This is a genomic window from Kitasatospora sp. NPDC033851 (assembly GCF_055576085.1).
This window is the reverse complement of the sequence record NZ_JBVIRL010000003.1, coordinates 511,344-529,315: the sequence shown is the minus strand read 5'-3', so window position 1 is coordinate 529,315 and position 17,972 is coordinate 511,344. Positions and strand designations below refer to the sequence as shown.

The following is a 17,972-nucleotide window of genomic DNA, read 5'->3' as shown; positions in this document are numbered from 1 at the left end:
TCATACGGGCTCCTGCAGGAGTTCGGAGAGGTCGTCGACGACCACGGTGGCGCCGTCGCGGCGCAGTTCGGCGGCCTGTCCGGTGCGGTTCACGCCGACCACCGCGCCGAAGCCGCCGGCCCGGCCGGAGGCGACCCCGGCGAGCGCGTCCTCGAAGACGGCGGCGCGCGCGGGCTCGACGCCGAGCGCGCGGGCGGCGTACAGGTAGGTGTCGGGGGCGGGCTTGCCGGGCAGGCCCTCGGCCTTGGCGACGGTGCCGTCCACGATCACGTCGAACAGTTCCTCGATGCCCGCCGCCCGCAGCACGTCACGGCAGTTGGCGCTGGAGGAGACCACCGCGCTGGGCAGCCCGGCCGCGCGCAGCCGGTGCACGTAGGCGACCGAGCCCTCGTACGGCTGGACGCCCTGCTCGCGGATCATGCGCAGCACGGTGTCGTTCTTGGCCCGGCTGATCCCTTGGACGGTACGGGAGTTGGGCGGGTCGTCGGGGGTGCCCTCGGGCAGGTCGATGTCTCGGCTGTGCAGGAACGCCCGGGTGCCGTCGAGGCGTGGGCGGCCGTCCACGTAGGTGTCGTAGTCGATGACGGCGTCGAAGGGGACGAACGGCCCGCCGGTGCGGGCGGCTTCGGCGCGCAGGAAGGCGTCGAAGGTGTCCTTCCAGGCCGCGGCGTGCACCTTCGCGGTCTGGGTGAGCACCCCGTCGAGGTCGAAGAGGAAAGCGCGGATGTCGTCCGGTAGCCCCAGCATGGGTGCAGTCTTACCCGGGAACGGGGGGAAGCCGCCCATTTCCCGGCGGCGCGTCGCGGGAAGGGCGGCTTCCGCCGGCCCGGCCGTGCCGCGGGCGGCTACGGGGGGCACGCGGACGACTACGGGGAGTCGGGCAGCTGCGCGTCGGGCGCCTGGACGACCGCGAAGACCGCGCCCTGCGGGTCCCGGACCACGGACATCCGGCCGGACTGCATGTCGAACGGCGGCTGGATCACCGAGCCGCCCGCCTTGACCAGGGCGTCCACCGTGGAGTCGGTGTCGTCCACCGAGAAGTAGGTCATCCAGTGCGAGGGGGTGCCCGGCGCCAGGTAGCCGGGGATCGGCTGCATGCCGCCCACCGTGCGGTCGGCGACGTTGAACGAGAAGTAGCCGTCCATGCCCTGGATAGTCGCCGCGCGCAGCCCGAGCGCCGGCCGGTAGAAGCGGCCGGCCGCGTCGGTGTCGGCGGTGTTGAGCTCGTTCCAGACCAGCGCGCCCGGTTCGTTGACCACGCCCGCGCCGATGAAGTCCATGGCCTGCCAGACGCCGAACACCGCGCCGGTCGGGTCGGCGGCGACCATCATCCGGCCGATCGTGCCGACGTCCATCGGCTCGTACAGGATCGTGCCGCCGGCTGCGGCGATCGCCCGGTTGCTCTCGTCGGCGTCGTCCGAGGCGAGGTAGGTGGTCCAGGCGACGGACGGTGCCACGTTGCTGCCCGACGGCGCGACCGCCGCCATGATCCCGGCGACCGGCCGGTCGTTGAGCATGCACACGGAGTAGCCGCCGAACTCGGCCGGGCCGACCTCGCCCTGCCAGCCGAACAGGTCGCGGTAGAAGTCGAGCGCGGCCTGCTGGTCGCTCGCCATCAGGTCGACCCAGCACGGGGTGCCGGGCTGGTACAGATCGGTGACTACGGGCATTGCGGGGCCTCCCGGAGGCGGTGGTGGCCGACGGCTGTGGAGACAGGGGGGCGGGGAAACAGGGGGGAAACAGGGGGGAAACAGGGGGGGCGGTGGTCGCGGGAACGGGGCCGGTGCGACGGCGCCCCACCGCCACCATCGGCCCGGCGCCGCGATCCCGCCACCGGACGGCGCCCCGGCGGGCGACCTGCGGCAGGTTACGGAGCGTCGTGGCGCCGGGCCGTGACGAAGTACGGCTGCACCTTGCCGCTCTGCGCGTAGTCCTTGAGCCGGACCAGCAGTTCGGCCCAGGTGCCGGCCACCGCCGGGACGCCTTCCTCGCTGCCCGGCTGCCAGCCGCCGTGCCGGAACAGCAGCCGGGTGCGGTCGGGCGCTCCGGGCTGCTCGGGCTGTCCGGGGTGTCCGGGGTGTCCGGGGTGCTGAGGCTGCTCGGGCTGCTCGGCGAGGTCCCAGCTGATCCAGGTGCCGGCCCAGTGCGGCGGGAAGGCTCCGGCGTTCGTCCACACCACCCGGTCCTGGTCGGCCCGTTCCACGCGGAGCCGGAACGGCTCGGGGACCTCGGGGAAGTCGAACAGCAGGATGTCGTCCTCCCGGTCCACGGCGGTGGTCCACCAGGCGGTCAGCCCGTCGTGCGTGGTGAGTGCGGCGAGGACGACGGTCCGGGGCGCGGCGATGTCGAGCTGCAGGGCGATCTCGGGCATGGGGTCCGCCTTTCGGGACCTCGGACAGGCCTACGGCCACCATGGCACGACCCCCGGGCCCACGCGCCCCGGAGGGCGCCGGCCCGGGGGTCGTCCCCGCTGTCCGGTGGCTGCGGTCAGCCGCCGCTGCCGTAGGTGGTGTTGGCGCAGATGTCGTCGTCCGCCGAGCGGGCGTCGTTGGTGACGGTGGTGGGCAGCGGCTGCGGCGGGGTCGAGGCGCCCGGGGCGCCGCCGGCCGCGGCGGAGGGGACGCCGAGGCCGACGGCCGACGCGAAGTCCTGGCCGACGATCACCGAGATGCCCCGCGAGCTGCCGGAGGAGAGCTCGGCGCCGGGGAACAGCGCGGCGATCTTCTCGGCGTTCGCCTTCTGCCCGGAGCCGTACTCGATCGTGGTGGTCTTGTACTTGGTGCTCGCCGCCTGGCCCCCCGTGGTGGCGGTGAACTTGGCGGCCTTCAGCTGCTCGGTGCCCTTGCCGGCCAGGCCGTTGACGACGGTCCCGTTGTAGACCGCCACCTTGATCGCGGCGTTGGAGGCGTCCCCGACCGGGGCGGGCGGGGTGGTGGGCGAGGGCTGCTGCGGAGCCGGGCTGGTGCCGCTGCCGGCCCCGTCCGGCTGCTGGCCGGTGGCGTTCTGGCCGTCGATGGTCTGGTCGGCCTTGAGGGTCTCCCAGAGCTTGTTGGCGTCCGGCTGGATGAGGTCGATGTTGGCGTCCTGGGTGCGGTAACGCCAGGGCGCCGTCACGAACTTGAGGTCGTGCAGGTCGATGTTCTTCAGCGACAGGCCGAAGGAGAGCAGCTTGTCGGCGGAGTCCAGGCCCGGGTCGACGGTCAGCGACTTGGTGGCGGCGTCGGCGAGCGGCAGGAGGGTGGTGGGGCCCATCCCCTCCTTCTTGATCTTGCTGATGAGGGAGCTCATGAAGGCCTGCTGGCGCTTCATCCGACCGATGTCCGAGCCGTCGCCGATGCCGTGGCGCAGGCGCACGTAGTCGAGCGCCTTCTGGCCGTCCACGGTCTGCTTGCCCTGCGGGAGGACGAGCGCGCCCTTCTTGTGCAGGTTGGGGTTGATGTCCCCCTCGTAGATCGGCTCCGGCAGGCAGACGTCCACGCCGCCGACGGCCTTGGTCATCGAGGAGAAGCCGTTGAAGTCGACCACGAGGGTGTGGTCGACCCGGATGCCGGTCACCTTCTCCACGGTGTTCTGGGTGCAGGCCGGGTTTCCGGCGTCAGTGCCGCCGGTCGAGAAGGCGGCGTTGAACAGGTCGTTGTTGCCGCCCTTGCTCCATTTGCCGTTGGGCAGCTTGCAGGACGGCAGCTGGACAATCGTGTTGCGCGGGATCGAGATGCCCACGGCGTGCTTGTGGTCGGCGTAGACGTGCAGCAGGATCGTGGTGTCCGAGCGGGCGCCGCCGTCCTCGCCGCCGCCGAGGTCGTTGTTCCCGTTGCCGCGGCTGTCCGAGCCGATCAGCAGGATGTTGACCGGCTTGTTGCCGTCCGCGTCGGCCTTGGCCTCGGGCGGCCGGTCGGTCGCTATCGCGTCGGCGTCGAAGGACTTGATGTTGGCGTTCAGCTTGAAGTAGATCGCACCGCCCGCGCCGGCGATCAGCACCAGCACACCGGCCGCCGACCAGGCGACGATCTTCTTCACGTTCTTCTTCGGCTTGGCGTTCTTGCGCGCCGCCGCCCGGCCGCCGGCCCCGGAGTCCGCGTTGCCGCCGCCGCGGCCGCCCTTGCCCTGGGCAGCGGCACGGCGGGCCTCGGCCCGTCCGCCGGACCGCGGGGACGGCACGGCGTCACCGCTCTCGGTGCCCTCCGCCGTGAGGGCACCGGGCGCGTCCTCGCCCCGAGCCGGGCCCTCGCCCCACTGACCTGACATGCGCGTACCTTTCACCGACGGAAGCGACGCCCCGGACGATCTGGCGCACCGCACACAGAGAGACGGCCCGAACCGTTCCCAGGTTGCACATACGACCGTCGGCATCAACCGACGATCGTGGCTTCCGATCATATTTAGGTGCGACACGGTCACGGACCCCCGGTCGGCGGGCAAACCCGCCGACACCCGGGCAACCACCAGGCAGAACACCCGAAACCGCCCGATTCCGACGTGACTTACGCCACTCCGGCGCTCCCTGCCCGGGGTGCGGACGGGCGCTGCGACGGGCTCCGCAGCAGGCCCTGGGGCATGTCCCGGGACATGCCCCGGGACATGCCCTGAGGCATGCCCCGCACAAGGCTCAGAGCCAACCTCGGCGCCCGGCCAGGAGGCCGGCCTCGAAGCGGCTACGGGCGCCGAGCCGGTCCATGAGGTCGGCCATCATCCGGCGCACCGTGCGCAGGGAGACACCGAGGTGCTTGCCGGCCGCCTCGTCGGTGTAGCCCTGGCCGAGCAGGCGGAGCAGCTCCTGTTCCTGGCGGGTCAGGCCCTGGGCGTCGCGCTCGCGCGGGGCCCCGAAGGGGGTCGCGTCGGCCCAGGTCTGCTCGAACAGCGAGAGGAGGGCGGTGATCACGCCGGGCGAGGAGATCTGCACCGCGCCCTTGCGGGTGTTGGCCGGGTCGATCGGGACGAGGGCCACCCGCCGGTCGATGACCATCATCCGTAGCGGGAGCGCGGGCACCGTCCGCACCTCGCAGCCCAGTCCGGTCAGCCACTCGGCGTGCTGGACGGTGGCCCGGTCCTTGCGGACGCTGTCCAGGTAGACCGTCCGCATCGCCACGCCGCGGGCGAGCAGTTCCTCGTTGCCCGGGCGGCTGGCCTGGAGCGAGGCGGCGGACTGGGCCCCGCCGGGGTTGAAGGTGAGCAGTTCGTTGGAGACCGAGCGGACCAGCTCGTCCAGTCGGGCCTGCACCGTGGCGAGCCCGATCAGCCGCTCCAGCTGGCTGTCCTCCCGCGCCGACTCGTCCCGGTACTCGGCGAGCAGGGTGGTGATCGCCGCCTGGCGCCGCTCGAACTCCTGCTGGGCACGCTGCTGGACGGACTCGTAGTGGCGCAGCAGGGCGGGCAGCCCGACCCTCGGGTCGACCGGCCGCAGGCCGCCCGGGAGCTCGCCCGGGAGTTCCTCGGACGGTCGGAGCAGGCGGAGGTCGGCGAGCTGGTCGAGCGCGCCGCGGACCCGCCCCTCGGTCAGGCCGAGCTCCTCGGCGAGGCCCTTGGCATCCAGGTGATGATCGGTCAGCATTAACCGGTAGACCGCCTGTGCCGCGTCGTCGATCCCGTCCAACATCGGCGCACCACCCCCGCAGTCCGTCCCCTCGACCGGCAACTTCGACCGGACGAGTTGCCGCCTGATCATGCCAGGGCGAACGGACCGGGACAACCGTCCGACGCCCCCCGTTCCGCCCCCCGGATCGGCCGGATCGGGACAAGGTAATGGAAGGGTAATGGCACCATCGTGCCAGGGCGATCTTCCTGCCGTCCCGAACACCTTCCGGTGCCCCTCGGCGTGCAGCAGACTTTCGGTTGTCGGGGAGCGGCGAGCTCCCCGGCCGGGCCCGCCAATGACCGCGGACCGCCCTCACCGGCGGTCGACCGCCGCAGCCGCGGAAATGCCCGGCATCCGCTTCCGAAACATCGCTCGTCCAGGGGGAATCCATGCTTTCCTGTCGCAAGTTCGCCTGCACCACCGCCGCCGCGATCGCCCTGGCCTGTGGCGTCCTGGCCGGGTCCGCGCAGGCCGCGACCGGCCACGCACCGACCGTCGGCACGGGCGTCACCCTCCCGGCCGCCACCGTGCTGGGCCACCTCGCCGACGAGATCAACATGTCCCGGCTCGCCGAGGCGCCCGCCATCAACACGCCGGGAGACTGGCGCTGGGAGTGATCGGCAACACCGCCGACGAGCCCCGCACATGACGTCTCCTCACCGCACCCCGGCAGCCGGGCAGCCTGACCGGACGGTGAAGGACTTCCCGGCGGACGCGCCCGGCCACTGAGCCGGGCGCCGACCCCCATACACCGCGCACCCCCCACCCGTCCGCACCGGCCGCAGCGCCGCCGACAGGTGCTCCCCGGCCCCGCACGCCCCACCTGGGCCGTCGCGGCCGGGACGAACTCCGGGTGCCATCAGAAATTGAATGTGCAACAAACCCGTCAGGAGCGACAGTGCCGGTTATCGAACCGATTGTGCTGAACTTCTTCGGCATCGAGGTCGGCCTCGTCCGGGCCGACCGCGACGAGATCTCGTTCCATTTCGGCCCGCACCTCACCGGGATTTCCCAGGACCCCGACCAACTGCGGGTGGAATTCTCCGGCACCCCCGGAAAGGGCGACCCGGTCGATTTCCTGGTCCGCCGCAGCGACGGCACGCCCCTGCTGCGCCGCACCTTCCGGGGCTGGGGCAACGTGCCGCCCGCCGTGCCGCCGTTCGCCGCGCTGCAGGACCGGTTCTGCCTGGCCCCGGCCGTCGTCCTGGCCAAGGGCGGCGCCACCGTCGCGCTGCTCGGCGGACCGTACTCGGAGCAGGCCAACGTGGGCGCCGCGCTGGCGCAGCGCTCCTGGGAGTTCGTCTCCGGACGGCTGCTGGTGCTGGACCGGCGCAGCGGCCACGTGCTGCCCTACCTCGCCCCGCTGGAGGCGCGCGGACCCGCCGCGGCCTGGCTGCGCGGCGCCGGACTGCCGGAGGGGATGTGGCGCACGGTCGCCTCGCCCATCGGCGGTGAGGTGCTGCTGGTGCGCCCGGAGTGCCTCGGCCCGGTCGTCCCGGTACGGGCCCGGCTGGCGCCGCCGGCACTGGTTCGGCTGTGTCGCAGCGCCGACGAGGAAGTACGCCTGGCACCATGGGAGTTCACGACCCAGACCTGGCCGGCCGGATCGGCCGGCCTGCTCGCCGAAGCGCCGACCCACTGCCTTCACCTGCCCGGTGTGGGCGGAGCGGAGGAGGCGGCGGGCCTGATCGACCACGCAATGACCAACGAGAAGGACGAGTCGTGCCTCGACGTACCCGCTATGCCATCGGTGCACCGTGCTGGGCTGACTGCATCACTCCCGATCTGAGCGGCAGCCGGGACTTCTACTCGGCGCTGTTCGGCTGGGAGTTCGTCACCGAGTCGACGGACTACCAACTGGCCATGCTGGACGGGGAGATCATCGGCGGCTTCGGTGCCGCGCCGACCGGGCTGCCGCCCGGCGCGGTGTGGAACATCTACCTGGCGACCAAGGACGCGAACCACAGCTGCGCGCAGGTCGGGCGGCACGGGGGCCGGGTGGTGATGCCGCCGGTCCCGGTCGGGGCGAACGGACGGCTCTTCCTCGCCGTCGACCCCGCGGGCGTCGCGGTCGGGTTCTGGGAGGGCAGCCGCGCCGAGGGCGTGGTGCTCGCCGACGAGGCCGGCGCGATCTGCGGCCACGAGCTGCGGGTGCCGCTCGCCGCCGCCGCCGAGTCCTTCTACGGCGCGCTCTTCGGCTACCGGCTCACCGCCGACGGGGAGTTCGAGCTCGACGGGGTCGGGCAGGCCCGGGTGGTGGAGAGCGACCAGGGCCGCCCGCTGTGGCTGCCCCACCTCGGCTCCCCCGATCCGGCGGACACCGTGCGCCAGGCGATGGAGCTGGGCGCCCGGCTGATCCGCCCGGGCCGCGAGGAGCCGCCGGTGCTGCGCGATCCGTGGGGCGCCGAGTTCGGCGTCGTCGCGGTGCCGGACGGGGCCTGACCGACCGAGGCCGCGGGGGACGGCACGGGGGCCGAGGCCGCGGGGGCCGGCACGGCCCGGGTCACGGGGGACCCGTGGGGGGCGGGAACGGGGGGACCGCACGGGGGCGGGAACCCGGGGGGAGCGAGTGGGCGGGGTCACGGCTTACGGCCGCGGCCCCGCCCGTCGGCATGTCCGGGCGTGGGGCGGGGCCGGGCGGGGCCCGAACCGGCCCCCGCCGTCACAGCGCCTTGACGGCCGAGGCCAGTTCGGGCCTCCCCTTGATGGCCAGCTTGCGGTAGATCCGGCCCAGGTGGGTGTCGACGGTGCGCTTGCTGAGGCAGAGGCGTTCGGCGACCTCCAGGTTGCTCAGCCCCTGCAGGACCAGTTCGGTGACCCGGCGTTCGCTCGGCGTGAGCCGGACCGGGCCGGCGTCGCGGGTGCCGATGGCGGGGCCGCGGTCCTCGGCCGGACGGGGGCGGGCGTCGCCGCCGGGGAGCGGGTCGGCGGCGATGGTGCGGGCGGCGGCGGGTTCGCCGAGTGCCTGGTAGGCCTGTGCGGCGTGCGAACGCCACGGTACGCAGGCCGGGTTGGCGATCCCCCGGGCGGCCAGCTGGTGGCCGCACTCGAGGAAGAGCCGCAGCGCCTGCTGGTGGTCGCCACGGTGGGCGGCGAGCAGCCCGCGGGCCTCCAGCACCACCGCGCGCAGCAGCGGGTGGGCCTCGGCCGACAGGTCGACCGCGGCGAGGTCCGCGCCGTCCACCGGCAGGCCCCGGCGCAGCCGGGCCCGGACGACCAGTGCCCTGGCCGCGCCCGCGAGTTCGTCCGCCCGGACCCGGCAGGCCAGTTCGGCGGCGTGTTCGGCGTCGGCCAGGGCGGCGTCCAGCCGGCCCTGGCGGTGGGCGATGTCGGAGCGGGCCAGCAGGGCGAGGGCCAGTTCGCCGCGGTGGTTCCAGCGCTGGGCGGAGCGGACCGCCCGGCCGGCCCAGGCGGCGGCCTCGTCCAGCCGGCCGGTCCAGGCGTAGGCCATCGCCGCGCCGAGCACTTCGACGCCGGCCTCGGCGGGCGAGACCCCGCGCACGCTGCGGGCCGCGAGCCGGACCGCCGTACGGGGCAGTCCGCCGGCGGCGGCCACCGCGGCCTGGGCGCCCAGCAGGTCGGGGGCGGCGGCCGCGGAGGCGTCGGCGCGCAGCGCGGCGACGGCCTGCCGCAGGGCGGTGCGCCGGCCGGTCAGCAGCGCCTGGGCGGCGAGCGGCAGCAGGAGGTCGGCGGGCGGTTCGGTGGTGGCGGCGAGGGCGTGGGCGGCCTCGGTGAAGGGGACCGGCGCGGCGCCTGAGGAGCTGAGTGCCAGGACCGGGCCGGCGAACGGCCGCAGCAGCTCGGCCCGTTCGACCGGGTCGGCGACGGCGGCCAGGCCGGTGGCGCAGCGGGCGGCGGCGGAGACGTCCCGGTGGAGTTCGACGGCGCCGAGCTGCCCGGTGAGCGAGCGGACCGTGTCCGGGTCGGTGGTGTCGGCGAGCGCGCGCTGCAGGTAGCGGGCGGCGTCGTCCCAGTGGCCGTCGACGGCGGCCTCGCGGGCGGCGGTCCGCAGGACCGGGACGGCCCAGTCGAGGCCGGTGGTGCCGGAGGACATCAGGTGTTCGGCGGTGCGGCCGGCCGGGGCCCCGAGCCGGACCAGCAGGGCGGCGGCCCGTTCGTGCAGGGCGACCAGGACCCGCGGGTCGGTGCGGGCCAGCACGGCGGTGCGGACCAGCTCGTGCCGGAAGGTCTCCGGCGGTCCGGGCTCGATCAGGTCGGTGCGGCGCAGTGCCTCGCGGGCCTCGTCGGCGAGCAGTTCGCCCTGGCCGGCCAGCAGGGCGGCGGTGGCGAGGTCGGCGTCGGCGCCGAGGACGGCGAGGCCGGTGAGCAGTTCGGCGGCGCGGGGGTGGCTCTGCCGCAGCCAGCTGAGTGTGGTGTCGGCGAGGGTGCCGGCGCCGATCCGGCGCACGGTGTCGAGGTCGGGCGAGCCGGGTGAGATCCGGGCGGCGACCAGCCGGGCGGTGAGCTCTTCCAGCACCAGCGGGTTGCCCCGGGAGAGGTTGTGGCAGACGGCGGCCAGTTCGGGGTCGACCGGGGCGTCGAACTCCTCGGCGACCCGCTCGGCCACGCAGCTGTCGCAGAGCGGTCCGGGGGTGACGGTCCGGGCGTGGCCGAGTGCGCCGAGTTCGGCGGCCAGTGGGTCGTCGGCCTCGTCGGCGGTGGTGGCGAGCAGCGCGACCGGCAGGCCGTCGAGCCGGCGGGCGAGGTAGGAGAACCACTGCCGGGACTCCTCGTCGGCCAGGTGGAGATCGTCCACGGCCATCACGACGGGGGTTCGGGAGGTCAGCGAACGGGCCGCGTGGAAAAGGCTGTTGAGGACCCTTTCGCGCCCGTTCCCGGGGGTTTCGGAACTCTCCGGGATCGCTTCGGCGAGGAATTCGCCGCCGGGGAATTCCCCGTCTTGCGCGGAGATGCTTGACATGCGCATGATGGGGTCGAAGAGCTGGCGCACCACCCCGTACGGAAACTCCCGCTCGTTGTCGTGACATCGGGCCCGCAGCACCACCGCCTCGCCCGGCATCCGGGCCAGCGCGGCCCGCAGCAACGCACTCTTGCCGATCCCCCGCGGACCCCTGACCAGCACCACCGCAGGCCTCCCGGCACCGGCACCGGCCACCGCGCGGGCCAACTCGGCCAGCTCCTGTTCACGGTGCAGCAAAACTCCAGTCGGCATCGCAACCCCCCGTCGACACGCTCGCGCGGACACAGCAGTATCCCCTGCCCCACCCCACTGTCAACGCACCGGACGAATACGTACCGCACTACGTACCGGCGCCGCGGAATACGTAATTCCACGCGATGCGTATATCGACCAGCCGACCGAATATGCAGTATGTACAGCTGTTTTGACGGCGTGTTGAATATCCGCAAGGAACTTGTGAACACAGGGGGATGACTTATGGAGCGTCCGCGGCTCAAGGCCCATTTCCTCACCGAGACGGTGGGCGAAAAGGTCTTCCTGCTCGGAGAGGGTCAGGACTACCTCGTACCGGGGGCCGCCGCGGTGCGCCTCCTGCCCTACCTGGACGGACGGCGCACCGTCGCCGAGATCCTCCAGGAACTCGGCACCACCGTGCCGCTCGGCCAGGCGCTCACCGCGCTGCGCCGCTACGAGGCGGCCGGGCACCTCGCCGAGGGCCGGCCCGACCTGCCGGACCACGTGCTCGCCTACTGGGACGCCCAGGGCGTCGACCCGGCCGTCGCCCTGGAGGCCGCCCAGGCCACCGAGCTGCTGGTGCTGGCCCTCGGCGCCGCCGACGCCGCGCCCGTCGTGGACGCGCTGACCGCGACCGGCCTGCGGGCCCGGGCGGTGACCGAGGACGACGCCGTCGCCGCCGGCCCCGACACCATGGTGATCGCGCTCACCGACGACTACCTGGACGGCGCGCTGGAGCGGCTGAACACCGCCCGCCTCGCCGACGGCCGCCCTTGGCTGCTCGCCAAGCCCACCGGCACCGCCCCGTGGCTCGGCCCGCTGCTGCGCCCCGGCGAGACCGGCTGCTGGACCTGCCTCGCCCAGCGGATCAGCGGCAACCGCCAGGTCGAGCGCTACCTGGCCGGCAAGCGCGGCGAGACCGTGCCGCTGCACCCGCTGCGCGCCGCGATCCCGGCCGGCCCGGCGATGGCCGCCCAGCTGCTGGCCGCCGAGACCGCCCGCACCCTGGCCGACGAATGCTGCTCCGCGCTGGCCGGCACGATGGTCAGCCTCGACCTCAACACCCTGCAGACCACCGAGCACACCCTGGTCCGCCAGCCGCAGTGCCCGAGCTGCGGCGACCCGGCGCTGCTCACCGAGCGCAGCCCCAAAGTCGTCCTGCAGCCCAGCCCCGCCCGGCACACCACCGACGGCGGCTACCGGGTGCAGGCCCCGCAGTTCACCTACGACCGGCTGAAGCACCACATCAGCCCGCACCTGGGCGCGATCACCCGGCTCGGCGCGCACGAGGACACCGGCAACGGCATCACCTACAGCTTCACCGCCGGCCACAACTTCGCCATGGTCAACGACAACATGGACCTCCTGCGCCGCAACATGCGCGGCCAGAGCGGCGGCAAGGGCCGGTCCGAGATCCAGGCCAAGGTCAGCGCGATCTGCGAGGCGATCGAGCGCTACTCGGCGGTCTGGCGCGGCGAGGAGCCGGTGGTGCGCGCCGCCTACCGCGACCTCGACCCGGCCGTCGCCGTCCACATGGACGCCCTGCTGCAGTTCTCCGAGGAGCAGTTCGCCGGCCGCGCCGCGTGGAACGCCGACCCCAACCACCGGCTGCACCTGGTGCCCGACCCGTTCCCGACCGACGTCGAACTGGACTGGACCCGCGCCTGGTCGCTCACCCACGACGCCGAGCGCCTCGTCCCCTCCGGCTACGCCTGGTACGGCCACCCCGACCTGCAGCAGCACTTCTACTGCGTCGGCGACTCCAACGGCTGCGCCAGCGGCAACACCCTGGAGGAGGCGATCCTCCAGGGCTTCTGCGAGGTCGTCGAGCGCGACGCGGTGGCGCTGTGGTGGTACAACCGGCTCGCCCAGCCCGAGTTCGACCTCGACTCGCTGAACGACCCGTACGTGGACACCATGCGCGCCTTCTACGCCTCGGTCGACCGCGAGCTGTGGGTCCTGGACATCACCTCCGACCTCGGCGTGCCGGTGTTCGCCGCCATCTCCCGGCGCAAGCACGCGGTCGAGGACATCATGGTCGGCTTCGGCGCCCACCCGGACCCGCGGATCGCCGCGATCCGCGCGCTCACCGAGGTCAACCAGTTCCTCCCGTTCGTCGACCGCCGGGACGAGGAGGGCAACACCCTCTACCGCACCGACGACCTGGAGACCCTGGAGTGGTGCAAGACCGCGACCGTCGCGAGCGAGCCCTGGCTGCTGCCCGCCCGCGACCAGGCCGCCAGCACCCTCGCCGACTTCGCCCCGCTCGTCGGTGACGACCTGGCCGGGCACGTCCGGGACTGCGTCGAGCGCGCTGCCAAGGCCGGCGTCGAGGTGATCGTGCTCGACCAGAGCCGCCCCGACCTCGACCTGAGCGTGGTCAAGGTGATCGCCCCCGGCATGCGCCACTTCTGGCGCCGCCTCGCCCCCGGCCGGCTGTACGACGTGCCGGTGCGCCAGGGCCGGCTGGCCCAGCCGCACACCGAGGAGCAGCTCAACCCGAAGAACGTCTTCTTCTAGGAACGGCCGGGTGCTGACACCATGACCACCGCACTGACCACCGCGCCGACCACCGCCGTGGACGAGATCCACCTGCCCGCGACCGCCCGTACGGTGCGCCGGCTGCGGCTGCGCCCCGACGGCGCGTTCGCGCCGCTCGGCCCGCGCGCCGTCCGGCTGACCGCGCCCGTCGGCGCGCTGAACCTGAACGACCTCGCCCCCGGCGCCCTGGAGGCCGTGGCCGCGCTGGCCGCCGGGGAGCAGACCGAGGAGGAGCTGGCCGCCCTGGTCGCGGCCCGGGACGGCGACGCCGGGCTGCTGCGCTGGCAGCTGACCCGCCGCCGGCTCGGCACCGCCGGGCTGCTGGAGCACTCCGTCCACCTGGTGACCGAGGCCTCCGAGGCTTCCGAGGCCTCGGACGAGCCGCTGGCCCGGCTGCGGCCCGTCGGGCGCGGCGCCGCCGAGCCGGGGCCGACGCCGGACCCGACCGGACAGGTCAAGCTGTCCCGCTTCGCCTCCGCCTCGGCCGAGGACGGCGCCCTGCTGGTCCGCGCCCCGGGCAGCCCGCTGGCCGTCCAGCTGACCGCCCGGGCGGCCGGGCTGCTGGCCGCGCTGGCCGGCTGGACCAGCCCCGCCGCCCTCGCCCAGCTGCCCGGCGGCCTGCCGCTGGACGCCGTCCGGCAGACCCTGCGGCTGTTCGCCGCGGCCGGCCTGCTGGCGTACGGGGCCCCCGGCGCCGAGCCGGAGGCCGAGGAGCAGCGCTTCGCCCAGTGGCAGGCGGCCGACCTCGCGTTCCACTCCCGCACCCGCCGGCCCACCACGGTCGCCGGGTACGGCGGCACCTACCGGTTCGGCGACCGGTTCGCCCCGGAGCCGGCCTCGCCCGCGCCGTTCCCCGGCGAGAAGGTCGCCCTGCCCGTCCCCGACCCGGACGAACTCGCGCGGGCCGACCGGCCGTTCACCGAGGTGCTGGAACAGCGCCGCTCGGTGCGCGACCACGACGAGCAGGCGCCGATCACCGTCGAGCGGCTCGGCGAACTGCTCTGGCGCTCCATGCGCCGACGGCAGACCTTCACCGGCGGCGACGGCCAGGAACTGGCCGACCGGCCGTACCCGAGCGGCGGCGCGGTGCACGAGCTGGAGGTGTACCCGCTGGTCACCTCCTGCGCCGGCCTCGCGCCGGGCCTGTGGCACTACGCGACCGACCGGCACGAGCTGGAGCTGGTCAGCGAGCCCAACGCGGCGACCGCCCAACTGGTCGCCGGCGCCCGCAAGTCGAGCCTGATGAAGGCCGACCCGCAGGTGGTGCTGCTGGTCACCGCGCGCTTCGGCCGGGTGATGTGGAAGTACGAGACGGTCGCCTACCCGCTGATCCTCAAGCACGTCGGCGCGCTCTACCAGACCCTCTACCTGGTCGGCACCGCGATGGACCTCGCGGTCTGCGGCCTCGGTGGCGGCGACGCCGCCGACTTCGCCGCGGCCAGCGGCATCGACTACTTCACCGAGGGCACCGTCGGTGAGCTCGTGATCGGCAGCCGGCCCCCGACGCTGCGCCAGGACGTCGGCGTCCCACGGAGAGAAGCCAGACGATGAAGTTCCGTTTCAAGGCCCTTCAGCGGATGCGCGAGCCGGACGAGCTGGACTCGCCCACGCTGCTCGCCGCGCCGCGGGGCTGGATCGCCCTGTTCGTCGTGATGATCACCATGGCCGCGGCGCTGCTGTGGACCTTCGCCGGGAACATCCCGATCACCGTCGACGCCCCCGGCCTGCTGACCCGCCCGCACGGCACCGCGATGATCCAGAGCCCGTTCGGCGGGATGGTCCGCTCCGTCCTGGCCCGGCCCTCCGACCAGGTCAAGCAGGGCCAGTCGGTGGCCCGGATCGAGGACGCCGAGGGCCACAGCCGGGAGATCACCAGCCCGTTCGGCGGGCGGGTGGTCGGCCTGTCGGTCACCGACGGGCAGGTCGTCACCCCCGGCTCCCCGGTCGTCTCGGTCGAACGGATCGAGGACCCGCAGGAGGGCATGGTCGCGATGGTCTTCGTGCCCGCGGCCCGCACCGTCGGGCTGGAGCCCGGCGACCAGGTCGACCTCAACGTCTCCACCAGCCCGGCCGGCGCCTTCGGCCTGCTGCGCGGCACCGTCAGCTCGGTCAGCCCGTACGCGCTCACCAAGGAGGCCGTGTCCGGCCTGGTCGGCGGCGACCTCGCCGCCCAGCGCTACCTGGGCAAGGAGGCGCCCCGACTCGTCGTCGTCGACCTGATGCCCGACCCGAACACCCCGACCGGCTACTCCTGGACCTCGCAGAGCGGCCCGCCGAACCCGCTCGGCACCCAGGTGTCCGTGACCGCCACGATCAACGTCGGTCAGCAGACGCCGTTCAACCTGATCCTCGGCCGCTGAGGGGGGCTCCGATGACAGCCACGATCCCGGAGAGCACCCGGACCACCGCCCCGGAGCCCGCACCGGGCAAGAAGCCGAGGAAGAGCCGCCGCGACCGCCCCACCCGGGCGGCCGCGTCGCGGCGCTGGCGGCACGTCGTACCGACCGTCCTGCAGATGGAGTCGGTGGAGTGCGGCGCCGCCAGCCTCGCCATGATCCTCGCCTACCACGGCCGCTGGGTGCCGCTGGAGGACCTGCGCGGCGTCTGCGGCGTCTCCCGCGACGGCGCCCGCGCCTCCACCCTGCTCAACGCCGCCCGGACGTACGGGCTCAAGGCGCGCGGCTACCAGACCGAGGCCGAGAAGCTCCGCGACCTCGACGGCCCGGTGATCATCTTCTGGGCCTTCCAGCACTTCATGGTGGTCGAGGGCATCCGCACCCGGTACGGCCGCACCGTCGTCGCGGTCAACGACCCGGCCAGCGGCCCGCGCCTGATGGAGTGGGACGAGTTCGACTCCGGCTTCACCGGAATCGTGCTCTCCTTCGAGAAGGGCCCCGACTTCGAACCCGGCGGCGACAAGGGCGGCATCACCCGCGCCCTGCTGGAACGCCGGCTGCCCACCGGCCGCGCCATGCCGCTGGTGCTGCTCGCCAGCCTGCTGCTGGTGCTGCCCGGCATCGCGATCCCCGCCTACACCCGGGTGTTCATCGACCGGGTCCTGGCCGGCAGCGGGAGCGGCTACCTCCTCCCGCTGCTGGCCGCCATGACCGCCACCGCCGTGGTCGTCTTCGTGCTGACCTCCGTCCAACGGCACTACCTGCTGCGGATCGAGATCCGGATGGGGCTGGTCAGCTCCGCCCGGTTCTTCCGGCACCTGCTGCGGCTGCCCGTCGACTTCTTCCTGCAGCGCCGCCCCGCCGAAGTGGCCAAACGGGTGTCCGGCAACGACGTGGTCGCCGAGATCCTCTCCCGCGACCTCGCGCTGACCGTCATCAACCTCGGCCTGGTGCTGTTCTACGCGGCCATCCTGATCCGCTACGACATCCTGCTCGGCGTCGTCGGCGTCGGCATGGCGCTGCTCAACATCGTCGTCCTCCAGGCCGTCGCCCGGTCCCGCACCGACGCCGTCGCCGCGCTGCGCACCGACCGCGGCAACCTGACCGCGACCACCTTCACCACCCTCTCGCTGATCGAGACGGTCAAGGCCACCGGCGCCGAACCGGACGCGTTCAGCCGCTGGGCCGGCTTCCTGGCCAAGGTGGTCACCGCCAAGCAGAAGCTGGGCATCCCCAGCGCCGTGCTCACCGTCGTCCCGCCGATGCTGGCAGCCCTCAACAGCGGGCTCATCCTGCTGGTCGGCGGGCAGCGGGTGGTGGACGGCGCGATGAGCGTCGGCATCCTGGTCTCCTTCCAGACCCTGCTCTCCTCGCTCAGCCGCCCGGTCACCCAGCTCACCAACCTGGGCGGCCGGCTGCAGGACGTCACCGCCGACATCAAGCGGCTGTACGACGTCGAGCGCTACCCGGTCGCGGCCGCCTTCGCCAAGCCGGAGCCGCCCGCCGGGCCCAAGCTGGACGGCAACCTGGAGTTCGAGAACGTCCGCTTCGGCTACAGCCCGCTCTCCGACCCGATCATCAAGGACCTCAGCCTGACCGTGGTCCCCGGCCGCCGGATCGCCGTGGTCGGCGGCTCCGGCAGCGGCAAGTCCACCCTCGGCCGGCTGCTGACCGGCCTCTACACCCCGTGGTCGGGCCGGATCCTGCTCGACGGGCGGCCCCGCGAGGAACTCTCCCGGACCGTCCTGGCCTCCTCGCTGGCCTACGTCGACCAGGACATCTCGCTGTTCGAGGGCACCGTCCGGGACAACCTCACACTGTGGAACGACGACGTCCCCGACGAGGCGGTCACCGCCGCCCTGCACGACGCCGCCGTCTTCGACACCGTGATGACCAGGCCCGGCGGCATCCACAGCCCGGTCCTGGAAGGCGGCCGCAACTTCAGCGGCGGCCAACGCCAACGCCTGGAACTGGCCCGGGCCCTGGCCACCGAGCCGACCCTGCTGGTCCTGGACGAGGCCACCAGCGCACTCGACCCGGAGACCGAGCGGGTGATCATGGACAACCTGCGCCGCCGCGGCTGCGCCTGCCTGATCATCGCGCACCGGCTCTCCACGGTCCGCGACGCCGACGAGATCATCGTGCTGAACCAGGGCGAGATCGTCGAACGAGGCACCCACGACGAGCTGTTGGCGCTGGGCGGGCACTACACCGCGCTCATCGAGTCCGCGCGCCGCGAGGAGGAGGACGAGCTGTGAGCGAGCGAACCATCAGAAGGTGCGACTTCGCGGCAGCGGCTGCCGAGCGA

General features: G+C 73.5%; 13 protein-coding genes. 7 read left to right on the top strand and 6 right to left on the bottom strand.

Features of this window, described 5'->3' with window-relative positions; genetic code table 11:
• The 5 genes from ACZ51D_RS09225 to ACZ51D_RS09205 all read right to left on the bottom strand — a co-directional run bounded on the left by ACZ51D_RS09225 (position 1) and on the right by ACZ51D_RS09205 (position 5,593).
• A complete protein-coding gene (locus ACZ51D_RS09225) occupies positions 1-747 on the bottom strand; it encodes an HAD family hydrolase (protein ID WP_465615803.1) in 747 nt (248 codons plus the stop codon).
• Positions 748-866: 119 nt separating this feature from the next.
• The gene (locus tag ACZ51D_RS09220) at positions 867-1,670 is read right to left on the bottom strand and encodes a VOC family protein (RefSeq protein WP_465661740.1); all 804 of its coding nucleotides are present in this window, start codon (positions 1,668-1,670) and stop codon (positions 867-869) included.
• Between the two features lie 197 nt (positions 1,671-1,867).
• On the bottom strand, positions 1,868-2,371 hold the full coding sequence (locus ACZ51D_RS09215; RefSeq protein ID WP_465615799.1) for an SRPBCC family protein: 504 nt from the start codon (positions 2,369-2,371) through the stop codon (positions 1,868-1,870).
• Positions 2,372-2,487: 116 nt separating this feature from the next.
• Positions 2,488-4,245 carry an LCP family protein gene (locus ACZ51D_RS09210; RefSeq protein WP_360505894.1) on the bottom strand — a complete coding sequence of 586 codons (1,758 nt, stop codon included), beginning with the start codon at positions 4,243-4,245 and terminating at the stop codon, positions 2,488-2,490.
• Between the two features lie 361 nt (positions 4,246-4,606).
• Positions 4,607-5,593, bottom strand: coding sequence for a LuxR C-terminal-related transcriptional regulator (locus tag ACZ51D_RS09205; RefSeq protein WP_465615796.1), 987 nt, complete (start codon positions 5,591-5,593; stop codon positions 4,607-4,609).
• 368 nt (positions 5,594-5,961) lie between these two features.
• Between ACZ51D_RS09205 and ACZ51D_RS09200 the strand changes: the two genes are divergently transcribed.
• The 3 genes from ACZ51D_RS09200 (at position 5,962) to ACZ51D_RS09190 (ending at position 8,014) form a co-directional block, all read left to right on the top strand.
• Entirely contained in the window at positions 5,962-6,189 is a 228-nt protein-coding gene (locus tag ACZ51D_RS09200; RefSeq protein WP_465661738.1) for a hypothetical protein, read from the top strand.
• 302 nt (positions 6,190-6,491) lie between these two features.
• Positions 6,492-7,361, top strand: a complete 870-nt coding sequence (locus tag ACZ51D_RS09195) for a hypothetical protein (RefSeq protein WP_465615792.1) — start codon at positions 6,492-6,494, stop codon at positions 7,359-7,361.
• Entirely contained in the window at positions 7,295-8,014 is a 720-nt protein-coding gene (locus ACZ51D_RS09190) for a VOC family protein (protein ID WP_465661736.1), read from the top strand. The genes ACZ51D_RS09195 and ACZ51D_RS09190 overlap by 67 nt, the downstream gene beginning before the upstream one ends.
• A 220-nt stretch (positions 8,015-8,234) precedes the next feature.
• Here the strand turns inward: ACZ51D_RS09190 and ACZ51D_RS09185 are convergent, their stop codons facing one another.
• Complete coding sequence (locus ACZ51D_RS09185; RefSeq protein WP_465661734.1) at positions 8,235-10,745, bottom strand: ATP-binding protein; 2,511 nt, start codon at positions 10,743-10,745, stop codon at positions 8,235-8,237.
• A 225-nt stretch (positions 10,746-10,970) separates the two neighbouring features.
• On the opposite strand from ACZ51D_RS09185, the gene ACZ51D_RS09180 reads away from it, so the two are divergent.
• Genes ACZ51D_RS09180 through ACZ51D_RS09165 form a run of 4 tightly spaced genes read left to right on the top strand, consistent with a single transcriptional unit; the run spans position 10,971 to position 17,922 of the window.
• Positions 10,971-13,247 carry a TOMM precursor leader peptide-binding protein gene (locus ACZ51D_RS09180; protein ID WP_465661732.1) on the top strand — a complete coding sequence of 759 codons (2,277 nt, stop codon included), beginning with the start codon at positions 10,971-10,973 and terminating at the stop codon, positions 13,245-13,247.
• A 21-nt stretch (positions 13,248-13,268) separates the two neighbouring features.
• The gene (locus tag ACZ51D_RS09175) at positions 13,269-14,819 is read left to right on the top strand and encodes a SagB family peptide dehydrogenase (RefSeq protein WP_465615784.1); all 1,551 of its coding nucleotides are present in this window, start codon (positions 13,269-13,271) and stop codon (positions 14,817-14,819) included.
• On the top strand, positions 14,816-15,628 hold the full coding sequence (locus ACZ51D_RS09170) for a biotin/lipoyl-containing protein (protein ID WP_360505917.1): 813 nt from the start codon (positions 14,816-14,818) through the stop codon (positions 15,626-15,628). Before ACZ51D_RS09175 ends, ACZ51D_RS09170 begins: the two co-directional genes overlap by 4 nt.
• An 11-nt stretch (positions 15,629-15,639) precedes the next feature.
• On the top strand, positions 15,640-17,922 hold the full coding sequence (locus ACZ51D_RS09165; RefSeq protein WP_360505920.1) for an NHLP family bacteriocin export ABC transporter peptidase/permease/ATPase subunit: 2,283 nt from the start codon (positions 15,640-15,642) through the stop codon (positions 17,920-17,922).
• Positions 17,923-17,972: the final 50 nt, after the last annotated feature.